Source organism: Robertmurraya korlensis, assembly GCF_023715225.1.
Taxonomy (GTDB): domain Bacteria; phylum Bacillota; class Bacilli; order Bacillales; family Cytobacillaceae; genus Robertmurraya_A.
Genome location: NZ_JAMBNS010000006.1, coordinates 1 through 21,162, shown reverse-complemented (window position 1 = coordinate 21,162; position 21,162 = coordinate 1). Strand labels below are relative to the sequence as shown.

Here is a 21,162-nt window from a genome sequence, read left to right as displayed (position 1 = left end):
ATTAAGCCGGATTTTTTTATTTGCGTACTTCCCCCATCAAGGAAATAAATAAACCAAAACCGAACACTAACATGGATGAAGCCATAATACTAATGCTAATAGAAAGTGTATAACTCATTGTGATACCGCTTTCAAAAAAGCTGTATAAAAATAACAATGCCCCTAATACTAATCCAAATTTTGCAATGGTACTAATTGGACCTAACGCTCTACGTTGCATTTCATTCATATTATTTCATCCCCTTTACTTATATTTTAATAAAGTTCACAAATTTGTCAAATATTTTTTGAAAATTAGACACATTTAAGGCTTGTCATACTTAAAATTTCATTCTGATGAATGTTTCTCACCTCCACCCGCATAAGATGTACAAGTTATCCCCTTTGGACAATCCTAGTGAGTGGAGTGATCATGTGATTTACCTAAGTTATATCGTTCTTGGCTTAACACTGGCTGCCCCAATTGGACCTGTAAATGCAGCAAGATTAGATAAAGGTTTAAAAAATGGATTTTGGCATTCATGGGCGGTTGGAGCTGGTTCAATGATTGCGGATGGAATATTTATGTTAACCGTGTATATGGGCATTGTACATTTTCTTGACAATCCCCTCATCCAGATTTTTTTATGGCTTTTTGGAGGATTTATTCTAATTTACAGCGGGATTGAAAGTATTGTGACAGCTAACAAGTTCACCTTTGATTATCAGCGTAAAAATGAATCCATTTTTCGTTGCTTTTTGATCGGATTTGTCATGTCTATATCAAGCCCTCTTTCTATTTTGTTTTGGCTTGGTATTTACGGATCGGTCCTAGCAAAAACAGCAACAAGCTTCGGAACAACTGATTTACTTCTTTATAGTTCCATGATATTTCTCGGACTTGCTCTATGGGATATATTTGTAGCTGGTCTTACTAGCCTTTTCCGGAAGTGGCTAAGTTTGAAATACATCATTCTTACCTCAATCTTATCAGGCGTATCATTATTAGGGTTCGGTCTTTATTTTGCGTTCCAAGGGATAAAGGTATTATTTTTTCAGGAATGATTACATATGATTTCGAAATACGGAATCAAAGGAAATTAACACGTAGGAAGGACGGTGAATTATTTGAATTTCCCTCCTATTTTATCCGGACCGATTTTGAGAAGGGTAGATGAATATCAAATTACCATATGGATAGCAACCTCTACAAACTATGACATAAATGCAAGTCTATATATCACTGATCAAAATCATAGAATCCTTCCCATTTCAGTCAATAACAAAAAACTACCATTAGGAAAATACCTTTATATTCACCTAATAACAATTAATCCATTGAAAAATGGCTTCCCCACCGACCAATTATTAGGCTATAATTTATTTTTTTCAAAGGACAATCATACATTTGACCTACAACAGCTTGGATATCTAGATTATAAAAGTCCTTCCGGGATCGTTTATTCGTCTTTAAAATACCCATCCTTTTTTATAACAAGTACAGATTCCTCCTCTTTTTTGTATGGCTCATGCAGAAAAATACATGGTAAGGGCGAAGATTTCCTTCTTTTAGGAGATCAACTACTGGAAAAACACCAATCAGATTCTACCAAACGTCCTTCAGCTCTTTTTTTAACAGGTGACCAAATTTATGCTGATGATGTTTCAGAACATATTTTTCCATTTATAAATAAAATCGCAGGGGTATTGATGGGATACGAGGAAGACTTACCTTCTATTGATGAACGAGTAACAAACTACACGAATAGAAAACAGATTTCTAAATACGTATGTAAATTTACGTCAAGAAAATCTACTAACCACTTATTTACTCTCGGAGAATATGCAACTATGTATTTGTTATGCTTTGGTCCAGCACTATGGAAAGACATTCTGCCTCAATTAAGTAATACACCAGAAAATGTAGACATAATAAACTTTGCTAACTCTACATGTTCAACCCAAAGACTACTAGCAAATATACCAACGTATATGATATGTGATGACCACGATATTACAGATGATTGGAATATAACGAAAAGATGGAAGGAAAATGTGGAGAACTCTCCACTAGGAAGACATGTCCTTGCCAATGCCTTAACAGCCTACTTTGCCTTCCAAGGCTGGGGAAATGACCCCTCGCGTTTTTCAAGTGAATTCTTCGACCCTTTAATTGAGTATGTTAATTGCACTCCATCCAACTCACATTCTTATAAAAGGTGGAGCAACTCCATAATTGGCTTTAGTCCTTGGACATATGTAGCACCTACTAAACCTATAGTGTTATGTTTAGATACACGCACAAGCCGAGAATGGAGTTATTGTAAGAAGCAATCATGGAAGTGGATACCTCCTTCTACTTCTGGACCTGAACTAGTCAATGAGAAGGGTTGGACCTTTGCTATAACCAAATTACTTGAATGTGGTTGGCAAAAGAACGATCCATTAGTCATCGTTTCCCCTGCCCCTCTGTATGGCATGGAGGTAATCGAATCTTTCCTTGAAAAGTATATTTCCCCTTTAAGAAATAAAGGGATACCAGTGACAACTTCCTTTGATTTAGAGGCATGGAGAATGAATGGAGAAGGCGTGTATCATTTTTATGAAGTCCTTGTAAAATTGGATCCCTCTGAAATAACGATTCTATCTGGAGATTCTCATATGGCATCTGCGATAGAAGTATGGGCACAATTCGGTAAACACGAGAAAATCAAACTACTCCAACTTACAAGTAGTCCATTAAAAAATGAATCCTTTAGAGGGGTGTCTGGATTAGCACTAAAAGCAGCTATTGTCTTCTATAACATTTTTCAAACAGAAGACAGGATTGTCCGTGTTTGTGACGAGAATCAGTATTTCCATTACAATTCAATTGCTGAAAATAAAGCAGTAATGTTAACTGAAAGTATTCATTACCAATATGTAAATAAAAAAAGCATTACAGAATTAACGAATAATCTAGGTTTGGTGAAATTTTCAAGAGAGCAAACATATCATCAACTTTTAACAAAAAAAGATGAAGCATAACCGCTTCATCTTTTTTTGATTATAGGGGAAGTAACTCAATTGTTTCTCTTGTCTTCAGATCTTCTACCATTTGAACCCATTGAGCAGGCTTATTGGATAACACACTGTAATAAGTAGTAATGAAATCAACAACTAAATTTGAAGAAATCTCTTCCAGCTGATCATCTAATGGCATAAAGCATAAATCAAGACCGGCTACCGCTTCTCCATCGTTTTTCCAAGATGGGTGCACATAAGTAAAGTTTAACTTTTTGTATCCAAGATGGGAAAGCACTTCCCTTCTAACAAACGGATCCATGGCTTTTACTCCGCCAAATTCAAAATCACCACGTTGATAAGGATCATAAATCTCAGCAAACATACCGAACAGTTCTTTTTCATTTTCTTTCGCTAATGCAGATAAATCCCTCAAACGGTTCTGAGCTAGAAAGCGACCTAAACTAAGACCTTGGCGACCAATAATTGTAAAGTCTGTCATTGCAATGTTCCAGTTCGGATAGTAACGGTATTCTGTTGAACCTACCACATCACCGTTATGTACCGCAACAAACACACGAATACTAGGGTCTTCTAAAGGCTCCTTCCATAATTCAAACTCTAACACCTCTTCAGGTGGGAAAACTTCCTTCATTAACTCATGCATTTTAACAAACAAAGGGTCTTCACTGCTTGTAATTCGAACGTAATCCATTTCTATCACTCCTTTTAAGAATTTATTTCCAGTCAGTATAAAGATCAGTTCTACGATCGCGCCATGTTGTCACTGAACCCTTTTCCCTCACTTCATATAGAAGGTCTAAATCAAGGTCAGCAGTAACGATCATGTCGTCATTAATTTCTCCCTGAACCATTATGCCTTGTGGTGGAAAAGGAACATCATTTGGTGTAATAACAACTGCTTGACCGAAATTACCACGCATAAAGTCAACTGTTGGCAACGATCCAACTGTACCAGTAAGGACGACATAGATTTGATTTTCGATGGCTCTTGCATGGCTTGTATAGCGTACACGATGAAAACCATGACGGTCGTCTGTACATGACGGGCAAAAAATTACATCAGCCCCTTTTGCTTTTGCCATTCGAACGATTTCAGGAAACTCTATATCATAGCAGGTCAGCATTGCGATCCTACCTTTATCTGTATCAAACACACGCAGTCCATCCCCAGCAGACATATTCCATTCTTCCACTTCAGTAGGAGTAATATGAAGCTTCGCTTGTTCTTCTACACGTCCATCAGGGTAAAACAGGTGAGCAACATTATAGAGCTTACCCATTCTTTCTAATACATGAGTTCCCCCAATGATATACATTCCTGAATCTGAGGCAAAATTCTTAAATAAATCTAGATATTTTTCTGTAAACTTTGGCAGGTCATTTATGGATAAAGCTTTCCCACTTTCATCACCGATGGATAATAGCTGGGTTGTAAAAAACTCCGGAAAGAGAATAAAATCCGAACCGAATTCCTGTGCTGTTTTTATGTAGTGCTCACACTGAGCGGCAAATTCTTCAAATGATGAAATCGTATGTAAGTGATATTGAACAGCAGACACTCGATATTTCAAAAAGCAGCAGCTCCTTTACTGTTTACATATCAATTAGTATGTATGAAATCCAACAAAATCACAACTTTCTTGCTCTTTTTATAGTTATTATTTATTAATCTTAAAAAGCATCTTTACAGACTTTCATGAAAGTGCTAATTTATTAATAGTTTTATAAAGACAGTGTATACAAGAAAAATATAGGTGATTAGGAGTTTCGTAAAGAAGAAGAGGTGAATCTATGGACAGCCAAATCATTCGTTTTATTAGGGAAAGCTACAGCATGACCCAAAGAGACTTTGCAAAACTTGTTAACTGTAGCTACTCACTTATCGCCTTAGTTGAACTAGGAAAACGCAATGTTACTAAAAATCTCGAAAATAAAATATCAGAGGCACTTGATCTCGATCAAAAACAAATTGAATCCATATCATTAATTGTAAAAGAAATGGGTAACGGTCTTCCTCCATTTATGTAATACACAAAGAGATACAGTGGCTTCCAACGAGAAGCCACTGTTTTTATTGTTGTTGAAATTGTACTTGGTGCAAATTCGCAAATATCCCACCTTTTTCAATTAATTCATCATGAGTACCTTGTTCAGCAATTCCTTCTTCTGTAACAACAACGATTCGATTTGCATTTCGAATCGTTGCTAATCTGTGGGCAATAATGAGGGTCGTGCGATTTTTTGCAAGCTCCGATAGGGCAGTTTGAATAATCATTTCTGTTTCAGTATCTAGTGCTGAAGTTGCTTCATCTAAAATTAAGATAGGTGGATTCTTTAAAAACATTCTTGCAATTGCAAGTCGCTGTTTTTGTCCTCCTGAAAGCTTCAAGCCTCTTTCGCCAATCTGCGTTTCGTATCCATTTGGCAAAGATGCAATAAAGTCTTGAAGATGAGCGCGTCTCGCTGCCTCTTCAATTTCTTCCTGACTGGCATGTAATTTTCCATAAGCAATATTTTCTCGTATTGTACCTGTGAAAAGAAACACGTCCTGTTGAACAATACCAATATTAGATCGAAGAGACTTTTTCGTTATAGATCGAATATCAATACCGTCTATTGTGATTGCCCCACTGACTACATCATAAAAGCGGGGAATCAGTGAACAAATCGTTGTTTTCCCTGCTCCTGAAGGACCAACAAATGCAACCGTTTCTCCTTCATTTATTTGTAAATTGATGCCTTGTAAAATAGATTTTGAGCTGTCATAGTGGAAATTTACATTATTGAAGAGAATATTTCCCTTTAATGCATCCATCTCAATAGCATCATCTTGATCCAAAACATCTGGTGTTGTGTCAATCAGTTCTAAAAAGCGCTTAAACCCTGCCATTCCCTTTGGATAAAGCTCCATAATCGCGCTAATTTTATCAATTGGCTTAAATAGAACATTCACATATAAAATAAAACCTACAAGCTCTCCATACGTCAGTTCACCTGAAAAGCTAAGCCATGCCCCATAAACTAACACAATAAGTATAAAGAAACGAGTCATCATATATATGCCTGATAAACTAAAAGACATCACTTTATAGGCTGATAGTTTTGATAAACGAAAGCGTTCATTATTCGACTTAAAACGTTTAATTTCAAAAGCTTCATTGGTAAATGATTGCACCACTCTAGCTCCTGAAACACTATCCTCTACCCTTGAGTTTACATCAGCAATATCACTATACATATTACTCCACGCTCTATTCATGCGAAGATTACAAAATGTAATTAACCAGATTAATAGAGGCACCATAAACACAGCAATTAGCGCCAGTTTGACATTAATGGTTAACATAATCCAAAACGCACCAATAAATGTCATACACGCAATAAAGATATCTTCTGGTCCATGATGAGCTAGCTCTCCAAGGTCGAATAAATCGTTTGTTATTCTACTCATGATATGACCTGTCTTTGTATTATCAAAGAACCGGAACGACTGTCTCTGAACATGGGTAAACAGCTGCTGTCTCATATCTGTCTCAATATTAATTCCTAACATATGACCTAAGTAGTTGACGATGTACTGTAAAAAAGTGGAGATAATATAAAACGCTAACAATCCTAGACTGACAGAAACAATCATTGACCAGTTTCCACTAGGCAATAGAGAATCAATAAACCATTGAACAGCGAGAGGAAATGCTAGCTCTAATACTGCAACAATAACAGCCGCAGTAAAGTCAATCGTAAACAACTTTTTATGTGGCCCATAATAAGTAAAAAAACGGCGAATCATAGATCGTCTCCTTATACAAAAGCTTTTGGTTATTATTTCTAGATACGAATTATTATAGAATAAGACTATTTACATAGCAACAGAAAAGGGAGCATAGTAGCTCCCTTTCACATTTACTTTAATTCTAATTCTGAAATGATCTGATAGTTTTCTAAACTGTATGAACTTATTTTCGAATGAGATAGGGCATAAAGTTGTTCATCAATATATACCAAGCGTTGAATTTCATTTTCCCATTCTTCATACAGTTCTTTTCCCTTCATATGAGAGATCTTTGACTTTAAGGAGAACCCTTTATCAAGGCTTACATTATACACATATGCACCTTGGAAAATAAATTTTTGCTCGTACTCATTTCCTTTCACACTCTCATACACATTGATTGGAAAAGCAAAGAGGCCATTTTCCGTATTATAAAGCAATGCTTTATGATCGTAATTTAAAGGCGAATATGTTCCTCTTCCCCCAATAATCTCAGTAAACTTTTCTTTTGGATTTCTAACATCGCTTATATCAAACAAGGAAAGTTTTACTCCCTCCGTTAAAATTCTTGGCTCCTTCTCTCCCTCCATGGTAACTAGCTTTGTATCGTAACCAAAACCAATTATATGATTCTCGTCATAAGGATGTAGATAATTACTGAATCCTGGAATTTTTAGTTCTCCAAGGATCGTTAGGTTACTTGGTTCTGACGCATCTATAACAAACAAAGGGTCTGTTTCTTTAAAAGTTACAATATATATGCGATCCCCCATAAATCTTGCTGAGTAGATTCTTTCTCCTTTTGCAAGATCAGAAAGCCTACCTACCTGCTTTAAATCTTTATCAAATACGATCAAGTGGTTTTTTGAAGGTTTGCTTTCATCCCAACTATTTCCTTCGGTTGTTGCTACTCGGAAAAAACCATTATGCTCATCCATGGAGAATTGATTTAGAACTGTTCCAACCACCTCTGTATTGCCTTGAAAAGTAACATCTAACTGATTTACCCTAAATTTATATATCATTGTATTAGGTGTAAACGCTTCTTCTCGCTGTTCATCCGACGATCTCCAGTTTGTAAGAGCTAAGTAGAGGTTCTCTTTCGACATATATAGCTGACCTCCACTCCCCAAATACGTTGTAATTTTCGCTTCCTGTGTAGGTAAAGAAAGGTCAAAAGCAGCTATAGTGGTATAATTTGCTTCCTTTGATCCGGGAATGTATTGTATTTCATCATATGATACAGAGGTTGCTTCCTCTTTATTTACAGAGTCTGAGTATCTCGGACGTAAATCAACTCCATCATCATCTTCCAATAACCAATATTGCGGAAAATGATTTGCGATTAAATATACCTTACTTCCTATCTTTCTAGCACTTGAAAGATATCCTTCTAGAGATATTTCTCTTTCTAAAGTTGGCCTTGATGGATCCTTTACATCGTAAACAAGTGCCCTCGTCATTTCATTCATAGGTGCATATAAACTATCTACCGCTATTTTCTTTTCGGCTGCATTGTTTTCATAACTATAACTATAGCCGATTATTAATAACTGTCCTTTGTCTAGAAACAATTGTGAAGGTGAAAAATTCTTTTGAAATTGTATGGACGCCACATGTTCCATTTTTTCAGCTGATTTGGCAGAGATAATATTTACCCTACCATCTACTACTTGATATATATATTCACCGTCCGTTTTAACAATATCCGCTTCATCAATTCCTTGAACTTGAACATTTGTACTTGACACCTCTTGGCCACTTGCTTTTGAACTCGTGTCAGAAGCAGAATTTTCCATCGAGGTCTCCTCTGAAGCTTTATCTTCCTTAGTAAGAGTGAAAAATTTTTGATTTTGTTTTTCTTCTTTGATGATTTGATAAAAATACTTATTTAACTGCGCTTTATCTTCAATAACGGGTAGAGCACCGTTAACCATCTCACCCTCGAGTTCATTTCCTAATCCATAATTTGCTGCCAGACGAGTTTCTTTTGTGTACATGACAATTGATGCCAATAACAATCCAAATAAAATAGAAAGTCCAATAACCCATTTTCTTTTCATAGCAACCACCTTTCTGAAAAACGATTTCTTATTTGATTGGACTCAAATGGTTACAAAAAGGTTACAAATTTAAAAATATGAAACAAAAAAGTGTGTTTGACCCAGGTTACTTGTCCAACCACCATGACCTTTTCTTCATATGATAAATAGACAGTAATACAAGCTGTTCACTTATTAAGTGGAGGTGAAAAGAATGGGCGAAAGCTATAACGGAGGATTTAACAACGGATTTGCTCTACTTGTTGTATTGTTTATCTTGTTGATCATTGTCGGTGCTTCTTATTTTAACTACTAAAAATTTACTAAAGGATACCTTTGCTTAACAGGTTTGCTTCTAAACAAAAAGACCTTTCTTCAATTTAAGAAGCAAGGTCTTTGTTATTTAATCTATAAATTTTAATTATATGTGTAACGAGTACTTTAACAATGGAATACACGGGGATAACAAAAATAATCCCTAACAACCCCATTAAATTTCCTGCAGTTAAAATCAGAACAATAATCGTTAAAGGATGGATATTCAAGCTTTTCCCCATTACTTGTGGTGAGATCACATTGCCTTCTACTTGCTGTGCAATCACTGTTATAATGGCAACATAGACGAGCATGATGGGATCTTGAAATAACGCAACAAATAGGGCTGGAATTACAGCTAAAAATGGGCCTAAAAAAGGGATGACATTCATTAACATGGCAAACAGAGCTAAAACTAATGAGTAATCAAGACCAATAATTAAATATCCGATATACAGTAAAATCCCGACACATAAACTTACAATCAATTGTCCTTGAATATATGTAGAGATGGTTCTATCTGTTTCTTTTAATATTTGTAATACATCTTGTTGTAAATCTTTTTTAAAGAAGGTTGCCACTCTTGGTGCAAAATTATTGCTATCCTTTAACATGTAAAACAGGATAAATGGAACTAGCACCAAGTAGAAGATGGTATTAATAAAACCACCAATAAATCCAAAAATAGAAAAAATCCCATTTGCAATGTTACCGGTATTGTTTTTTAGTTGTGTCTCTAATTGATTGCTTCCATCAATAATAGCTTGTTGAATAAATTCAGGAAACGTATCACGATTTTCTTGAATATATTTGATTCCGTCAACAACCGAAGAAACCATATTAGGTATATTGTTGATAAAAAGGTCTAATTGATTAGATATTATTGGTCCAATTAACCGAATGACGCCATAAATAACTAGTGTAATAGCTAAATAAGCAGAAAGAATTGCCATCCATTTTGGAACCTTTTTCTTCACTAACCAAAAAATTAGTGGTCTACAAAGGTAAAATAATATTCCTGCCATGACAAATGGCAAAAATATCGTTTGCAACAATACGATAAGAGGTTGGAATAAGAAAGCATTTTCCCTTACTAATAAAGAAATAATTAGTATGAAGATAATAGCGATCATCGCCTGAAACCATTTTTTATTTGTTAACGACATTTTACACTTCCCCATAATATAGATATATATTTGATGATATCAGGAAATGAAATAAATGCCAAACTTTTCAATCCTTATGTTTTGACTACATGTAAATTTCCATTAATAGCAAATGTAATACGGCCTGTTTCCTCTGATACTACAATCATTATTGCGTCAGTTAACTCAGATAATCCTAATGCGGCTCTATGTCTCGTTCCGAGCTTTTTACTTTGAAATGTTTGATTACTGACAGGTAAAATATTTCCCGCTGAGTGAATAAAATCATTTTGTATTAAAACTGCCCCGTCATGCAGTGGGTTCCCAGGATAAAATATAGTTTCTAGAAGAGTTTGACTAAATTTTGCACCTATTGTGACACCATTGTGTAAAATATCTGTTAATGGCTGCTTTCTTTCAACAACAATTAATGCTCCGTGTCGCTTTTCTGAAAGTGTAGATGCAGCTTTTGCAATTTGGTTATATTCTGTTGTATATGGTGATAAGTATGACTCTAAATAATATGAGGATGCAACATTTTGAGCGTCAGAAACCAGCTTAAGTAAAAGATCAAACTCAGAAAGAATACAACAATCTTCTTCTGAAATTGTGTCTTGAATTGATTTTGTTTTCTCCTGTATCGTAGATAACATGAGCTTTACATCCTGTTGAAATCTTTTTTGTTCATACAATCTTCCCACCTCCTACAACTACTTGTGAAATAAGAGACGCCCTAGTAATTTTTACTAAGGCTAACCTTTAATGCACATATTTTTCATTCCCTACCATATCTCTTTCGAAACGTCGTATTAGAAGGTCCATCCCTTTTTTCAGTTCTATTCCCTCCATTGGCTTTCCATGGCCAGTATAAATTAGCGAAGGGTCAAGGTTCTGTATTTTCTTTATCGAATCAAAAGATTGATCCCAATCTTGAGTAAAATATGCTGGTGGAGCATGAATCTCTTTCTTTTGAGTTACAACGGCTAATGCTGACTCCTGCTTCACAGTAATCAATGCGTCACCCGCAATTACGACATGATCCTTTTCGCGAAACAACGAAATATGGCCTTCTGTGTGCCCAGGTGTATGAATCCATTTCCAACCAGGCATTTCCGAAATGGAGCCATCCGTTGAAAGCAACCGTATATATGAATGAATATTTATCGCCTTTCTTGGATATAGGGGTGATAAAAACGCCATTAGCCCTTTTTCTATGAACGGATGGGGTGGTGGATAATCTTTTATACCAGTTACATGCTCTTGTTCCTGCTCATGGATATATACAGGGATTTGCCATTCATTTAATAAGTAAGAAAGACCTCCAACATGGTCAAAATGAGCATGAGTCAAGACGATAGCTATTGGTTTCTTTCCAGAACCTAATACTTGTTCAGTAAAATGCTTAATATAACTCCCTGAGAAAGGAACGCCAGCATCAATTAATACCCAATCTCTCCCCTCAGCTCCACATCCACCTACCAGTACTATGTTTGCAATCACTGTACGATAGCCGTAAATATCTTTCGTTATCTGATTTCTTCGTACATCCAAGTTCATTCGCCTCCTATGAATAGGATGTAATAGTTTCACCCTATTCATGTTAGGAGATTGATTACAATTTTTATGATACGTCAGCAGTTTTCGATGCTTGAATTAAATGTTCAATTTCAGATAATTTCTTTTCATGAAAATATTGGACAATTTTACTACCAACCACTACTCCATCACAATATGAACCTAATTCTACCACCTGTTCAGGTGTGGATATCCCAAATCCAGCAAGCACAGGAATAGGACTTACGCTCTTTATATCCTTTAAGTATTTGGAAACACTATCATTAAATTCTGTACGAGCTCCTGTTATTCCTGTAACAGTTACAGCATATAAAAAGCCTCGACCCTTTTTTGCGATTTCTTCTATTCTTTCAAGTGGGCTTGTAAGGGTAACTAGACGAATTAACTCAATATTTGCATCTTGTAAGTAGGGAGCAATTAATTCTTCCTCTTCAATAGGTAAGTCTGGAATAATACAGCCGTCTATTCCAGCTTTAACTGCATCATGAATAAATGAACCAATTCCATAAGCATAAATTGGATTCATATAAGTCATTAAAATAAGTGGGGTAGATACAATCGGACGGATCGTTTGAATCGCTACCAAGACGTCCTTTAAGGATGTACCCGATTGTAAAGCCCTTATCCCAGCTTCTTGGATAGCTGGTCCATCTGCTACTGGATCTGAAAAGGGGATGCCAATTTCTATTGCTGTTGCTCCGCAATTCTCTAAAAAGATCAATTGATCCATTAACTGATCTAATCCTCCGTCCCCTGCCATCAGATACGGCACAAATGCCTTTCTATTGTTCTCCTTTAGGCTATGGAACGCTTTTTCAATGCGATTCATTATTACAATGCCTCCTTCATATTTGCTTGAATAGTTTGTACATCTTTATCTCCACGACCTGAAAGACAAACAACAATTGATTCATTTTCTGTCATTGTTTGCGCATGTTTTATGGCATATGCGACTGCATGTGCGCTTTCAAGAGCAGGAATAATTCCTTCAAGCCTGCACAACAACTTTAAGGCTTCTAGAGCTTCCTCATCCGTAATACTTTCGTACTGTACTCTTCCGATATCTTTTAAGTAACTATGTTCTGGACCCACTCCCGGATAATCTAAACCAGCAGAAATAGAATGTGCCTCTTGGATTTGGCCAGCATGATCTTGTAACAAATACATAAGAGCACCATGTAATACTCCTGGCTTTCCTTTTGTTAGCGAAGCTGCATGCTGCTCTGTATCAATCCCATGACCAGCAGCTTCTACACCAATTAGCTGTACTTCACTATCCTCAATAAATGGATAAAACATTCCCATTGAGTTACTACCACCACCAATACAAGCTACAATTGCTTCTGGGTTTTTACCAAATTTCTCATTATATTGCTGCTTCGTTTCCTTTCCGATCACACTTTGAAAATCTCTTACCATCATTGGAAACGGATGTGGTCCCATTACAGACCCTAAAATATAATGAGTATCTGTCACATTTGAAACCCAGTAACGTAGTGCTTCATTACATGCATCCTTCAGCGTTCGGCTTCCTGAGGTAACAGATACTACCTTTGCACCTAGCAACTCCATTCTAAATACATTCAGTTGCTGTCTCTTAATATCTTCCTCTCCCATAAATATAACGCACTCCAGATTTAATAGTGCACAAACCGTTGCGGTAGCTACCCCATGCTGACCAGCACCAGTTTCAGCAACAATTTTCTTTTTTCCCATTCTTACTGCTAACAGCGCTTGACCGACCGTGTTATTAATTTTATGAGCACCTGTATGATTTAAATCCTCTCTCTTTAGATAGATTTTTGCACCATTCGCATGCTTTGATAAATTTTCAGCATAATATAAAGGTGTTTCTCTTCCTACATACTCTTTTAGTAAGTAGGCTAGATCCTGTTGGAAGTTTTTGTCGTTTTTTGCCTTCTCATAAGCTTTACCTAGCTCTAGAACTGCTTGCATTAACGTTTCTGGTACAAATCTACCACCGTATATACCAAAATGGCCTTTTTCATCCGGCATTACATATGTCGTCATTTACAAATCTCCCCTGTTCCCATTTTCGCTTGCTTAAGAAAATGAATGATTTTCTCATCGTCCTTTTTTCCGTTCGTCTCCACTCCGCTACTAACATCCACCATATATGGCTGAAGTGACTGAATTGCTAAAGTGACATTATTGATATTAAGCCCACCAGCTACAATAAGTTTTTTCCCCCTGATAGCCATTGGATCCACAACCTCCCATGGAAACGTCTCCCCATTACCACCTCGATATTTTCCTTTAGGACTATCTAAAAGAATATATTCACATGGATATTCCTGAATTTTCTCACAATCTTTCTTTGATGATACACCTAATGCCTTGATGACTGGTACTGAAAATTTTTTACAAACATCAGGATTTTCATCACCATGGAGCTGAACCATTGTTAATCCTGTCTTCTCAACTATATCTTGGATGGTATCTACATCCTCATTAGCAAACACACCAACTTTTATTACATGTGCTGGAAGAGTGTTAATAATGGTTTTTGCTTGTTCGATCGTCACCTTTCGTTTACTTTCTGCAAAAACAAAACCAATTGCATCTGCTCCTGCTTCCACAGCAACCTTTGCTGCATGTATGTCAGTAATTCCACATATTTTTACTTTCAATTAGAAGCCACCCTTCTTAACGGAAGCTTCATCGACCGTAATGCTTCTTCCGGCTTTTCCTGCCTCATAAACGTTTCACCTACTAAAATACCTGAAGCACCAGCTGCTACAACTCTTCTTACATCCTCTGTAGTAGCGATTCCACTCTCACTTATTAAGTATCTATTTGACTCAACAATCTTAGAAGCTAATCTTTCTGTTGTCGCTAAATCAACTTCAAATGTTTTTAAGTTCCGATTGTTTACACCAATTAAGATGTTTTCAGTAGTTAACACTTTTTCTAATTCTTCCTCATTGTGTACCTCCATGAGTACCTCAAGATCTTTACTGATAGCATAATGATATAACGAATGCAAAGTCTCTAGATCTAACGCAGCAGCTATTAACAAAATAAGATTAGCACCTGCATGCTTTGCGTAATCAATTTGAATCGGATCAATAATAAAATCTTTGCAAAGAATAGGTGCCGCAATCGTCTTTCTCACTTCTTCCAAGTCTCGGAAATCGCCTTTAAAAAAAGTACGATCTGTCAAAACACTTACAGCATCAGCACCGGCTTGAACATATTGTAGAGTTTGTTCAGACGGATCACACTCTAAATTAATTGCTCCTTTGGAGGGAGATGCTCTTTTAAACTCTGCAATAATCTTCACTTCTTCCGCTAGTCGTAATTTTTGAATAAAAGACACTTGCTGCCGGTCAACTTCCTTAAGCATTGGTCGTTCTTTTAAACTAAGTACTTCCTTCTGTTTCTCCGCAATAATCCTGTCAAGAATCGTCTCCATACTTACACGACTCCTTCCTTTTTAAATTTTTTTCCTTTTGAAATTAGACTTTCAAGTTTCTGTTTCGCCGAACCGCTATCAATACTCTCTTTTGCTTTTGCAATCCCGTCTACAATGGAATTCACTTTTCCACTGGCAAAAATTCCAATTCCTGCATTGAACAACACGGTATCTCGGCAGGCTCCTTTTTCTCCATTTAGAACCGATAATAAGATTTCCCCATTTCTTATGGCATTTCCACCGATAATTGCTTCGTTAGGGTATGAAGATAAACCAATCTCTTCAGGGCTTATTTTCTTTTCTGAAATCGAACCGTTTTCAACAATAATTAAATGATTTTCCCCTTGTAACGATGCTTCATCCATAAATCCTGCACCGTTAATTACAACGGCCCTTTTTCTTCCAAGGGTATTAAGTACCTCACCAAAGGTCTGAAGCAAATCTCTTCTATATATTCCGAGTAATTGATAATCAAGTTCCATTGGGTTGGTTAATGGTCCAATTAAATTAAATATTGTAGGTATTTTTAACTCTTTTCTTACTTTCATAATGTTTTTTATTTTTGGATGTACATGTGGAGCAAATAAAAAGCTAATCCCCACCTCTTCTAAACATTCTTCTGCTTCCTCAGGGGTTAAAGTTAAATTTATTCCTAAATACTCCAGCACATCTGCACTTCCTGTTTTACTTGAAATACTTCTGTTTCCATGCTTTGCAACAGTGATACCAGCGCCAGCAATAACAAATGCAGAGGTAGTACTTACATTGAAGCTTTTTGAACCATCTCCACCTGTTCCACAATTGTCCATTACATTCTCCATCTTTTTGGTGAAAGTGAGTGATTTTTCTCGTACCGCTTGAACTAAACCTACAATTTCCTCCACCGTTTCTCCCTTTGTCTTCAACCCGATAAGAAATGCAGCAATTTCACTATCAGTTACTTCATCGGAAAAAAGTTTCCTAACTGCATCTTCCATTTCTATTTGTGACAATGACTTGTTTTCAGACAGTTTTTGTAGATACTCTCTCATTTAGAAACTCCTCTCCTATTGATGTTAAGAATGCTTGAATTAGTTTTTTCCCGCTTTCCGTCCCTACTGATTCTGGATGAAATTGAAATCCATATAATGGTGCCTCTTTGTGTTTAATCGCCATAATCTCACCATCATCAATGGAAGTAGCAAGAACTTGTATCGTGCTTGGAAGTGTCGCTTTTTCAATAACAAGGGAATGATATCTCATTACTTCCAAAGGTTCCTCAAAACCTTTAAAAAGCTCTATCTTTTCATGAGAAATCTTCGAAATTTTACCGTGCATTATTTCTTTTGCTTTTGAAACCGTTGCTCCAAAGGCATGACCAATTGCTTGATGCCCTAGACATATACCAAGGATAGGTATCCTTGTATATAACTGTTGAATAACCTCAATACAAATTCCAGCATGTTCAGGGCGTCCTGGTCCAGGAGAAATCACAATTGCTTTTGGAGATAGCTCAATAATGTCTTCTACTGTAAGACTATCATTTCTTTTCACAACTATTTGTTCTCCAAGTTCACCTAAATATTGATATAGATTGAAGGTAAAGGAATCATAATTATCAATTAGTAAAATCATTTTTCAACCTCCAAGAAAGCTTTCATTTTGTGAATGGTTTCTTCGTATTCTTTTTCTGGAACCGAATCATACACAATTCCTGCCCCAGCTTGGATATATGCTTTTGAATCCTTAACCACCATTGTTCGAATAGCAAGAGCAAAGTCGATATTTCCGTTAGCAGAGTAATAACCGACTGCTCCTGAGTAAATGCCCCTCTTGACATCTTCAAGTTCATTAATGATTTCCATCGCTCGAATTTTTGGTGCTCCAGATACGGTACCAGCCGGTAGACATGCAATTAGTGCATCAATTGGGTGAAACTCTCTCTTCAACGTTCCTTTTACTTCTGACACAATATGCATGACATGCTTGTATTTCTCGATATCCATGTACTTGCTGATCTCCACACTACCAAATTCACAAACTCTACCTAAATCATTTCGACCCAGGTCAACTAGCATTCGGTGCTCAGCTAATTCTTTTTCATCATGAATCAATTCCACACTCAGTTTCTCATCTTCCTCCAGAGTTTTCCCTCTAGGCCTCGTTCCTGCAATTGGATTCGTATAGACGGTTTCCCCGACTGCTTTCATCAAGCTTTCAGGTGATGCCCCTGCAACCACATAATCTCCAAAATCGAAATAATACATATAAGGAGAAGGATTTTGAACTCTAAGCTTACGATAAAAAGAGAATGGATCACCCTGTATATTTGCTTTCATCCTTTGAGAAAGGACGACTTGGAATATATCGCCTTCTACAATGTACTCCTTTGCTTTTTTCACTTTGTCCATGAACTCTTCTTTTGAGATTGATGCTTCATAGGAAGAAATAGAAACAGGTGAAGGTGCTTCTTCTCTTTCGTTTAGAATCTGATTCTTAGTTTCTTTGACCAAACCTTTAATATCCTCCAAAGAAGATTGATCACTGATCGGAATACCCACAATAAACACCTTTTGAGTTAAATGGTCAAAAACAACGATTGTTTCGAATAATAGAAAATGAACTTCTGGGACGATCATTTCGTCTCTCGGTATTTCACCGATTTCCTCGTAATAACGAACGATGTCATAGCTTACAAAACCTGCAGCTCCCCCAATAAAAGGGATTTCTTTCATAAAATCATTTTCAATACTTGGTACAATTTCTTTCAGCACCTCAAGAGGGTTAGCTCGAAGGGTTTCACTGCTTCTCTTTTTAATAAGTAATGTGTTATTTCCACTTCCCTTTAGCTCTACTGCAGGATTAGCCGCTATAAAGGAATATCTTCCTGAATGCTCGTGCTTTAACGAGCTTTCTAATAAACATTTCTTTACACCTTTAAGTCGCTGAAATATTGAAATGGGTGTTAACGTATCACCTAGAATTTCTTCAATAATGATGCTTTGAACATTTGCGTTCATGGTTTTCCCTCCTTATAAATAAAAAAAGTCCCCTATACGTAGAAAACTACGTATAGAGGACGATTTTGATCGTGGTGCCACCTCAGGTTCAGAGCATATATGCTCCCTTTAGTTCCTTTTAACGGTGGAATTCCGTTGGTCCCTACTTCACGTTCAAGACCACTCTCATAAGTCCATTCAGCCAAGGGTTTGATCGGTTCTCAGCAATCCCGACTCTCTGTGTCAAACAAACTAGGCTTACTACTCTTAATCGACGATTTTCTTTTATTAAATACAAAAAGGGCTTCTCTCCTGAAAAAGGACGAGAAACCCGTGGTGCCACCTTTATTAGCTAATTATATTAGCTCACTTTACAGATATCTTTGCTTTCCATGAAGCAATAAATATCTGTCTCTTGTAACGATGAGACTTTCGCCAAGGCCTACTACTTTTTATAAAGGTTCGGTTTGGAGGCTCCGAAGTCCATTCCCTAATACTTCCACACTGATTTGCACCAACCATCAGCTCTCTAAAGTTTCTGTAATAGGTACTACTCTTCATCAACACCGTAGTCTTTAATTGTTTATTATGATATAAGATTTACCTAAAAAAGTCAACGATAAAAACTGAAAATTTTTAAAAGTGAAATTAAACTGTTTTAGCTAACAGTTTTTCTACATTTTCTTTCCATACATGTGCCAATTCATTTACATTTAATAAGGCTTTCAGACCTTCTCTATTTTTCTTATCATGAAGGAAAATTTGATTTGCGTAAAGGATAGAAACTTTTTCTTGAGTTCTTTCTAACAATTCAAGCTTCCCTTCACTATTTACAGTTCCTTCCTGCAGCACCTTAAAGAAATAACCAGTATAGTTTGTCTCGACAATTCTTTTTAAAAACAGATCAATTTCATTGAACTTCGAAATTTTGGAGCAAGGAACACGACCTTGTGTGACTTGAACAACAGTATTCCCAAGGGAATATACATCTCCTATGTAAACATCCTTTTCAAGCATACCTGTTACACAAAGGTTTTCTCCTAGGGCTGGTGGAGAAAGCTTTACACCAAACTCCTTTTCCCATTGCTTATAATGTTCAAAAGAGTACACACATACCGCACGTTCTGGTCCTCCATGGTATTCTAAACTTGCAACACCATCTCCTACAAAGCCATCTTTTGTTAACTCGGCTACCGATACCTTTTCTTTTCCAATTCCTGAACTTTCGTTTTTCCCTTTCCAATTAAAAGCTTTTGGTTTACCAACACTAAGAGTTATTATTTCTGCCATTATTTCACCCCATACCCTTCATCTGATGATTCATATTTTAGCCTACCATGTTTGGAAAATCCATTTTTATGTAAAGAAAAAAACTAATGAGTTTTGATTCTTAGGTCCATATTATAGTTATGCGAGTAAATACCTAATTAGGTGATAAGGTCCCTTTCTTATAAAAAATGAAATGAAGGCGGGTCGGAATGTCAAATTCTTATAAATCTAGAAACGGGAAAAAATATAAGGAAAACAAAAAGAAGGGTGATGGTAAACACCATAATCAAAGGTGGGCTGTACTCTCACTATCATCTATTCCTCTAGTTATGACACTTGGTAACTCTATGCTGATACCGGTACTTCCCGTTATGGAAAAGAAAATTAATATTTCTCCCTTCCAAACAAGCATGATCATTACAGTTTATTCAATTGTTGCGATCTTACTGATTCCAATAGCTGGTTATCTTTCTGACCATATTGGGAGAAAAAAGGTTATCATCCCAAGTCTTTTCATTGCAGGAATCGGGGGGCTTATTTCTGGATGGGCCTCTTGGAAGATGGAAGATCCTTATTGGATTATTCTAATCGGCAGGGCTTTACAAGGCGTTGGTGCTGCAGGAGCATTCCCTATTGTTATGCCACTGATTGGAGATATGTTTAAAAGTGAGGAAGAGGTTAGTAGCTCTCTTGGCGTCATTGAAACATCTAACACTTTGGGAAAAGTATTAAGCCCTATCCTTGGTGCATTTTTAGCAAGTTTTTTCTGGCACCTTCCGTTCTGGGCTATCCCTGCATTTTGTATCATATCTATTCTTCTTACTCTCTTTCTCGTTCAAAATCCGAAGAAGAGAACCGAGCCCATTCCATTTAAGAAGTTTTTCCAAAAGGTAAAAAAAATCTTTGTTCAAAATGGCCGTTGGCTCTATACCGTATTTATTGTCGGAGTTATTCTCATGTTTGTATTATTTGGAGTACTATTTTACCTTTCAGATATATTAGAGAAGCAATATGACATTAAAGATGTGAAAAAAGGATTGTTTTTGACAATCCCACTTGGAGCACTTTGCCTTGCATCGTATATTACAGGAAAAATGATTAAAGAAAATAAAGTTTTGATGAAGTGGATTACCTTCGTCGGAATCGTTTTACTAGCCATTAGTACGGCTTCTCTAAGCTTTTCTGATAATTTATGGTTCATGATATCGATGTTCACCATAGGTGGCATTGGAATAGGTGTTGGACTTCCTTGCTTAGATGCGTACATTACAGAAGGAATCGAGATGGAGGAGAGAGGCACTATTTCCTCTATCTATAGTTCGATGAGATTTATTGGTGTAGCAGCTGGTCCACCTGTAATGGCCATTCTTCAAAAGAATCTCCAAACTTCCTTATTCTATATACTGGCTGGCATAAGTGCAGTTGGTTTACTTGTGATACTATTTGGTATAAAACCGGAGAAAAAAAGTGCATAAAAAGAAGTCGTACTGCCCTGAGTGAACTATACCCCGAATAACGGACACTATTAAAAAAGGTGCCCCTTATTCGGGGTTTTTTATGTCTTAAGAAAAAATCCCGTTTATAATGAATTCATACGAAAACGGGGGATTTATCATGGCCAAGA

Annotated in this window: 21 protein-coding genes and 2 other annotated features; of the genes, 5 read left to right on the top strand and 16 right to left on the bottom strand. The window is 36.5% G+C overall.

What is annotated here, in order from left to right:
- Window positions 1-16: 16 nt before the first annotated feature.
- Window positions 17-229, bottom strand: a complete 213-nt coding sequence (locus M3175_RS12090; protein ID WP_119708753.1) for a hypothetical protein — start codon at window positions 227-229, stop codon at window positions 17-19.
- Window positions 230-366: 137 nt separating this feature from the next.
- On the opposite strand from M3175_RS12090, the gene M3175_RS12085 reads away from it, so the two are divergent.
- Both M3175_RS12085 and M3175_RS12080 read left to right on the top strand, forming a co-directional pair.
- Window positions 367-1,044 (top strand): LysE family translocator, encoded by a 678-nt coding sequence (locus M3175_RS12085; protein ID WP_442638228.1) that lies wholly within the window; start codon window positions 367-369, stop codon window positions 1,042-1,044.
- Window positions 1,045-1,317: 273 nt separating this feature from the next.
- On the top strand, window positions 1,318-3,006 hold the full coding sequence (locus tag M3175_RS12080) for a metallophosphoesterase family protein (RefSeq protein ID WP_251519315.1): 1,689 nt from the start codon (window positions 1,318-1,320) through the stop codon (window positions 3,004-3,006).
- A gap of 19 nt (window positions 3,007-3,025) precedes the next feature.
- Here M3175_RS12080 and M3175_RS12075 read toward each other — a convergent pair whose 3' ends face one another.
- Together M3175_RS12075 and M3175_RS12070 are read right to left on the bottom strand one after the other, a co-directional pair.
- Complete coding sequence (locus M3175_RS12075) at window positions 3,026-3,697, bottom strand: GNAT family N-acetyltransferase (protein WP_251519313.1); 672 nt, start codon at window positions 3,695-3,697, stop codon at window positions 3,026-3,028.
- A gap of 22 nt (window positions 3,698-3,719) precedes the next feature.
- Entirely contained in the window at window positions 3,720-4,577 is an 858-nt protein-coding gene (locus M3175_RS12070; RefSeq protein WP_251519311.1) for a carbon-nitrogen hydrolase family protein, read from the bottom strand.
- A gap of 220 nt (window positions 4,578-4,797) precedes the next feature.
- Here M3175_RS12070 and M3175_RS12065 point away from each other — a divergent pair, with 220 nt between their 5' ends.
- Entirely contained in the window at window positions 4,798-5,034 is a 237-nt protein-coding gene (locus M3175_RS12065) for a helix-turn-helix domain-containing protein (protein ID WP_251519309.1), read from the top strand.
- A 43-nt stretch (window positions 5,035-5,077) separates the two neighbouring features.
- Here the strand turns inward: M3175_RS12065 and M3175_RS12060 are convergent, their stop codons facing one another.
- Complete coding sequence (locus M3175_RS12060; protein ID WP_251519307.1) at window positions 5,078-6,796, bottom strand: ABC transporter ATP-binding protein; 1,719 nt, start codon at window positions 6,794-6,796, stop codon at window positions 5,078-5,080.
- Between the two features lie 113 nt (window positions 6,797-6,909).
- On the bottom strand, window positions 6,910-8,841 hold the full coding sequence (locus M3175_RS12055; RefSeq protein ID WP_251519305.1) for a beta-propeller domain-containing protein: 1,932 nt from the start codon (window positions 8,839-8,841) through the stop codon (window positions 6,910-6,912).
- A gap of 193 nt (window positions 8,842-9,034) precedes the next feature.
- Here M3175_RS12055 and M3175_RS12050 point away from each other — a divergent pair, with 193 nt between their 5' ends.
- A complete protein-coding gene (locus M3175_RS12050; RefSeq protein WP_119708760.1) occupies window positions 9,035-9,136 on the top strand; it encodes a YjcZ family sporulation protein in 102 nt (33 codons plus the stop codon).
- A gap of 64 nt (window positions 9,137-9,200) precedes the next feature.
- Here the strand turns inward: M3175_RS12050 and M3175_RS12045 are convergent, their stop codons facing one another.
- The 11 genes from M3175_RS12045 to M3175_RS11995 all read right to left on the bottom strand — a co-directional run bounded on the left by M3175_RS12045 (window position 9,201) and on the right by M3175_RS11995 (window position 19,559).
- A complete protein-coding gene (locus tag M3175_RS12045; RefSeq protein ID WP_251519302.1) occupies window positions 9,201-10,301 on the bottom strand; it encodes an AI-2E family transporter in 1,101 nt (366 codons plus the stop codon).
- Window positions 10,302-10,375: 74 nt separating this feature from the next.
- Window positions 10,376-10,972 (bottom strand): sporulation-specific diadenylate cyclase CdaS, encoded by a 597-nt coding sequence (gene cdaS / locus M3175_RS12040; RefSeq protein ID WP_285852265.1) that lies wholly within the window; start codon window positions 10,970-10,972, stop codon window positions 10,376-10,378.
- A 67-nt stretch (window positions 10,973-11,039) separates the two neighbouring features.
- Window positions 11,040-11,837, bottom strand: coding sequence for an MBL fold metallo-hydrolase (locus M3175_RS12035; protein WP_251519298.1), 798 nt, complete (start codon window positions 11,835-11,837; stop codon window positions 11,040-11,042).
- Between the two features lie 64 nt (window positions 11,838-11,901).
- Entirely contained in the window at window positions 11,902-12,684 is a 783-nt protein-coding gene (gene trpA / locus M3175_RS12030) for a tryptophan synthase subunit alpha (RefSeq protein WP_251519296.1), read from the bottom strand.
- A 2-nt stretch (window positions 12,685-12,686) separates the two neighbouring features.
- Entirely contained in the window at window positions 12,687-13,886 is a 1,200-nt protein-coding gene (trpB, locus tag M3175_RS12025) for a tryptophan synthase subunit beta (RefSeq protein ID WP_251519294.1), read from the bottom strand.
- Window positions 13,883-14,506 (bottom strand): phosphoribosylanthranilate isomerase, encoded by a 624-nt coding sequence (locus M3175_RS12020; protein ID WP_251519292.1) that lies wholly within the window; start codon window positions 14,504-14,506, stop codon window positions 13,883-13,885. The genes trpB and M3175_RS12020 overlap by 4 nt, the downstream gene beginning before the upstream one ends.
- Complete coding sequence (trpC, locus tag M3175_RS12015; protein WP_251519290.1) at window positions 14,503-15,291, bottom strand: indole-3-glycerol phosphate synthase TrpC; 789 nt, start codon at window positions 15,289-15,291, stop codon at window positions 14,503-14,505. The genes M3175_RS12020 and trpC overlap by 4 nt, the downstream gene beginning before the upstream one ends.
- A gap of 2 nt (window positions 15,292-15,293) precedes the next feature.
- Window positions 15,294-16,322 (bottom strand): anthranilate phosphoribosyltransferase, encoded by a 1,029-nt coding sequence (gene trpD / locus M3175_RS12010; protein ID WP_251519287.1) that lies wholly within the window; start codon window positions 16,320-16,322, stop codon window positions 15,294-15,296.
- Entirely contained in the window at window positions 16,294-16,905 is a 612-nt protein-coding gene (locus M3175_RS12005; RefSeq protein WP_251519285.1) for an anthranilate synthase component II, read from the bottom strand. Before M3175_RS12005 ends, trpD begins: the two co-directional genes overlap by 29 nt.
- Window positions 16,902-18,290, bottom strand: coding sequence for an anthranilate synthase component I (gene trpE / locus M3175_RS12000; protein WP_251519284.1), 1,389 nt, complete (start codon window positions 18,288-18,290; stop codon window positions 16,902-16,904). The genes M3175_RS12005 and trpE overlap by 4 nt, the downstream gene beginning before the upstream one ends.
- A 52-nt stretch (window positions 18,291-18,342) precedes the next feature.
- Window positions 18,343-18,553 (bottom strand) — a binding site (T-box leader).
- A gap of 31 nt (window positions 18,554-18,584) precedes the next feature.
- Window positions 18,585-18,842, bottom strand: a binding site (T-box leader).
- A gap of 75 nt (window positions 18,843-18,917) precedes the next feature.
- Window positions 18,918-19,559: an MOSC domain-containing protein gene (locus M3175_RS11995; RefSeq protein WP_251519283.1), complete on the bottom strand. Its 642-nt coding sequence runs from the start codon at window positions 19,557-19,559 to the stop codon at window positions 18,918-18,920.
- Between the two features lie 188 nt (window positions 19,560-19,747).
- On the opposite strand from M3175_RS11995, the gene bcbE reads away from it, so the two are divergent.
- Entirely contained in the window at window positions 19,748-21,013 is a 1,266-nt protein-coding gene (gene bcbE, locus M3175_RS11990) for a bacillibactin exporter BcbE (protein ID WP_251519282.1), read from the top strand.
- Window positions 21,014-21,162 lie beyond the last annotated feature (149 nt).

Coding starts and splice junctions, on each gene's coding strand:
- bcbE (WP_251519282.1), top strand. CDS start 19,748: ATGTCAAATTCTTATAAATCTAGAAACGGGAAAAAATATAAGGAAAAC.
- M3175_RS12055 (WP_251519305.1), bottom strand. CDS start 8,841: ATGAAAAGAAAATGGGTTATTGGACTTTCTATTTTATTTGGATTGTTA.
- trpA (WP_251519296.1), bottom strand. CDS start 12,684: ATGAATCGCATTGAAAAAGCGTTCCATAGCCTAAAGGAGAACAATAGA.
- trpE (WP_251519284.1), bottom strand. CDS start 18,290: ATGAACGCAAATGTTCAAAGCATCATTATTGAAGAAATTCTAGGTGAT.
- trpB (WP_251519294.1), bottom strand. CDS start 13,886: ATGACGACATATGTAATGCCGGATGAAAAAGGCCATTTTGGTATATAC.
- M3175_RS12060 (WP_251519307.1), bottom strand. CDS start 6,796: ATGATTCGCCGTTTTTTTACTTATTATGGGCCACATAAAAAGTTGTTT.
- trpC (WP_251519290.1), bottom strand. CDS start 15,291: ATGGAGACGATTCTTGACAGGATTATTGCGGAGAAACAGAAGGAAGTA.
- M3175_RS12045 (WP_251519302.1), bottom strand. CDS start 10,301: ATGTCGTTAACAAATAAAAAATGGTTTCAGGCGATGATCGCTATTATC.
- M3175_RS12005 (WP_251519285.1), bottom strand. CDS start 16,905: ATGATTTTACTAATTGATAATTATGATTCCTTTACCTTCAATCTATAT.
- M3175_RS12090 (WP_119708753.1), bottom strand. CDS start 229: ATGAATGAAATGCAACGTAGAGCGTTAGGTCCAATTAGTACCATTGCA.
- trpD (WP_251519287.1), bottom strand. CDS start 16,322: ATGAGAGAGTATCTACAAAAACTGTCTGAAAACAAGTCATTGTCACAA.
- M3175_RS12085 (WP_442638228.1), top strand. CDS start 367: ATGTACAAGTTATCCCCTTTGGACAATCCTAGTGAGTGGAGTGATCAT.
- M3175_RS12035 (WP_251519298.1), bottom strand. CDS start 11,837: ATGAACTTGGATGTACGAAGAAATCAGATAACGAAAGATATTTACGGC.
- M3175_RS12065 (WP_251519309.1), top strand. CDS start 4,798: ATGGACAGCCAAATCATTCGTTTTATTAGGGAAAGCTACAGCATGACC.
- M3175_RS12075 (WP_251519313.1), bottom strand. CDS start 3,697: ATGGATTACGTTCGAATTACAAGCAGTGAAGACCCTTTGTTTGTTAAA.
- M3175_RS11995 (WP_251519283.1), bottom strand. CDS start 19,559: ATGGCAGAAATAATAACTCTTAGTGTTGGTAAACCAAAAGCTTTTAAT.
- M3175_RS12050 (WP_119708760.1), top strand. CDS start 9,035: ATGGGCGAAAGCTATAACGGAGGATTTAACAACGGATTTGCTCTACTT.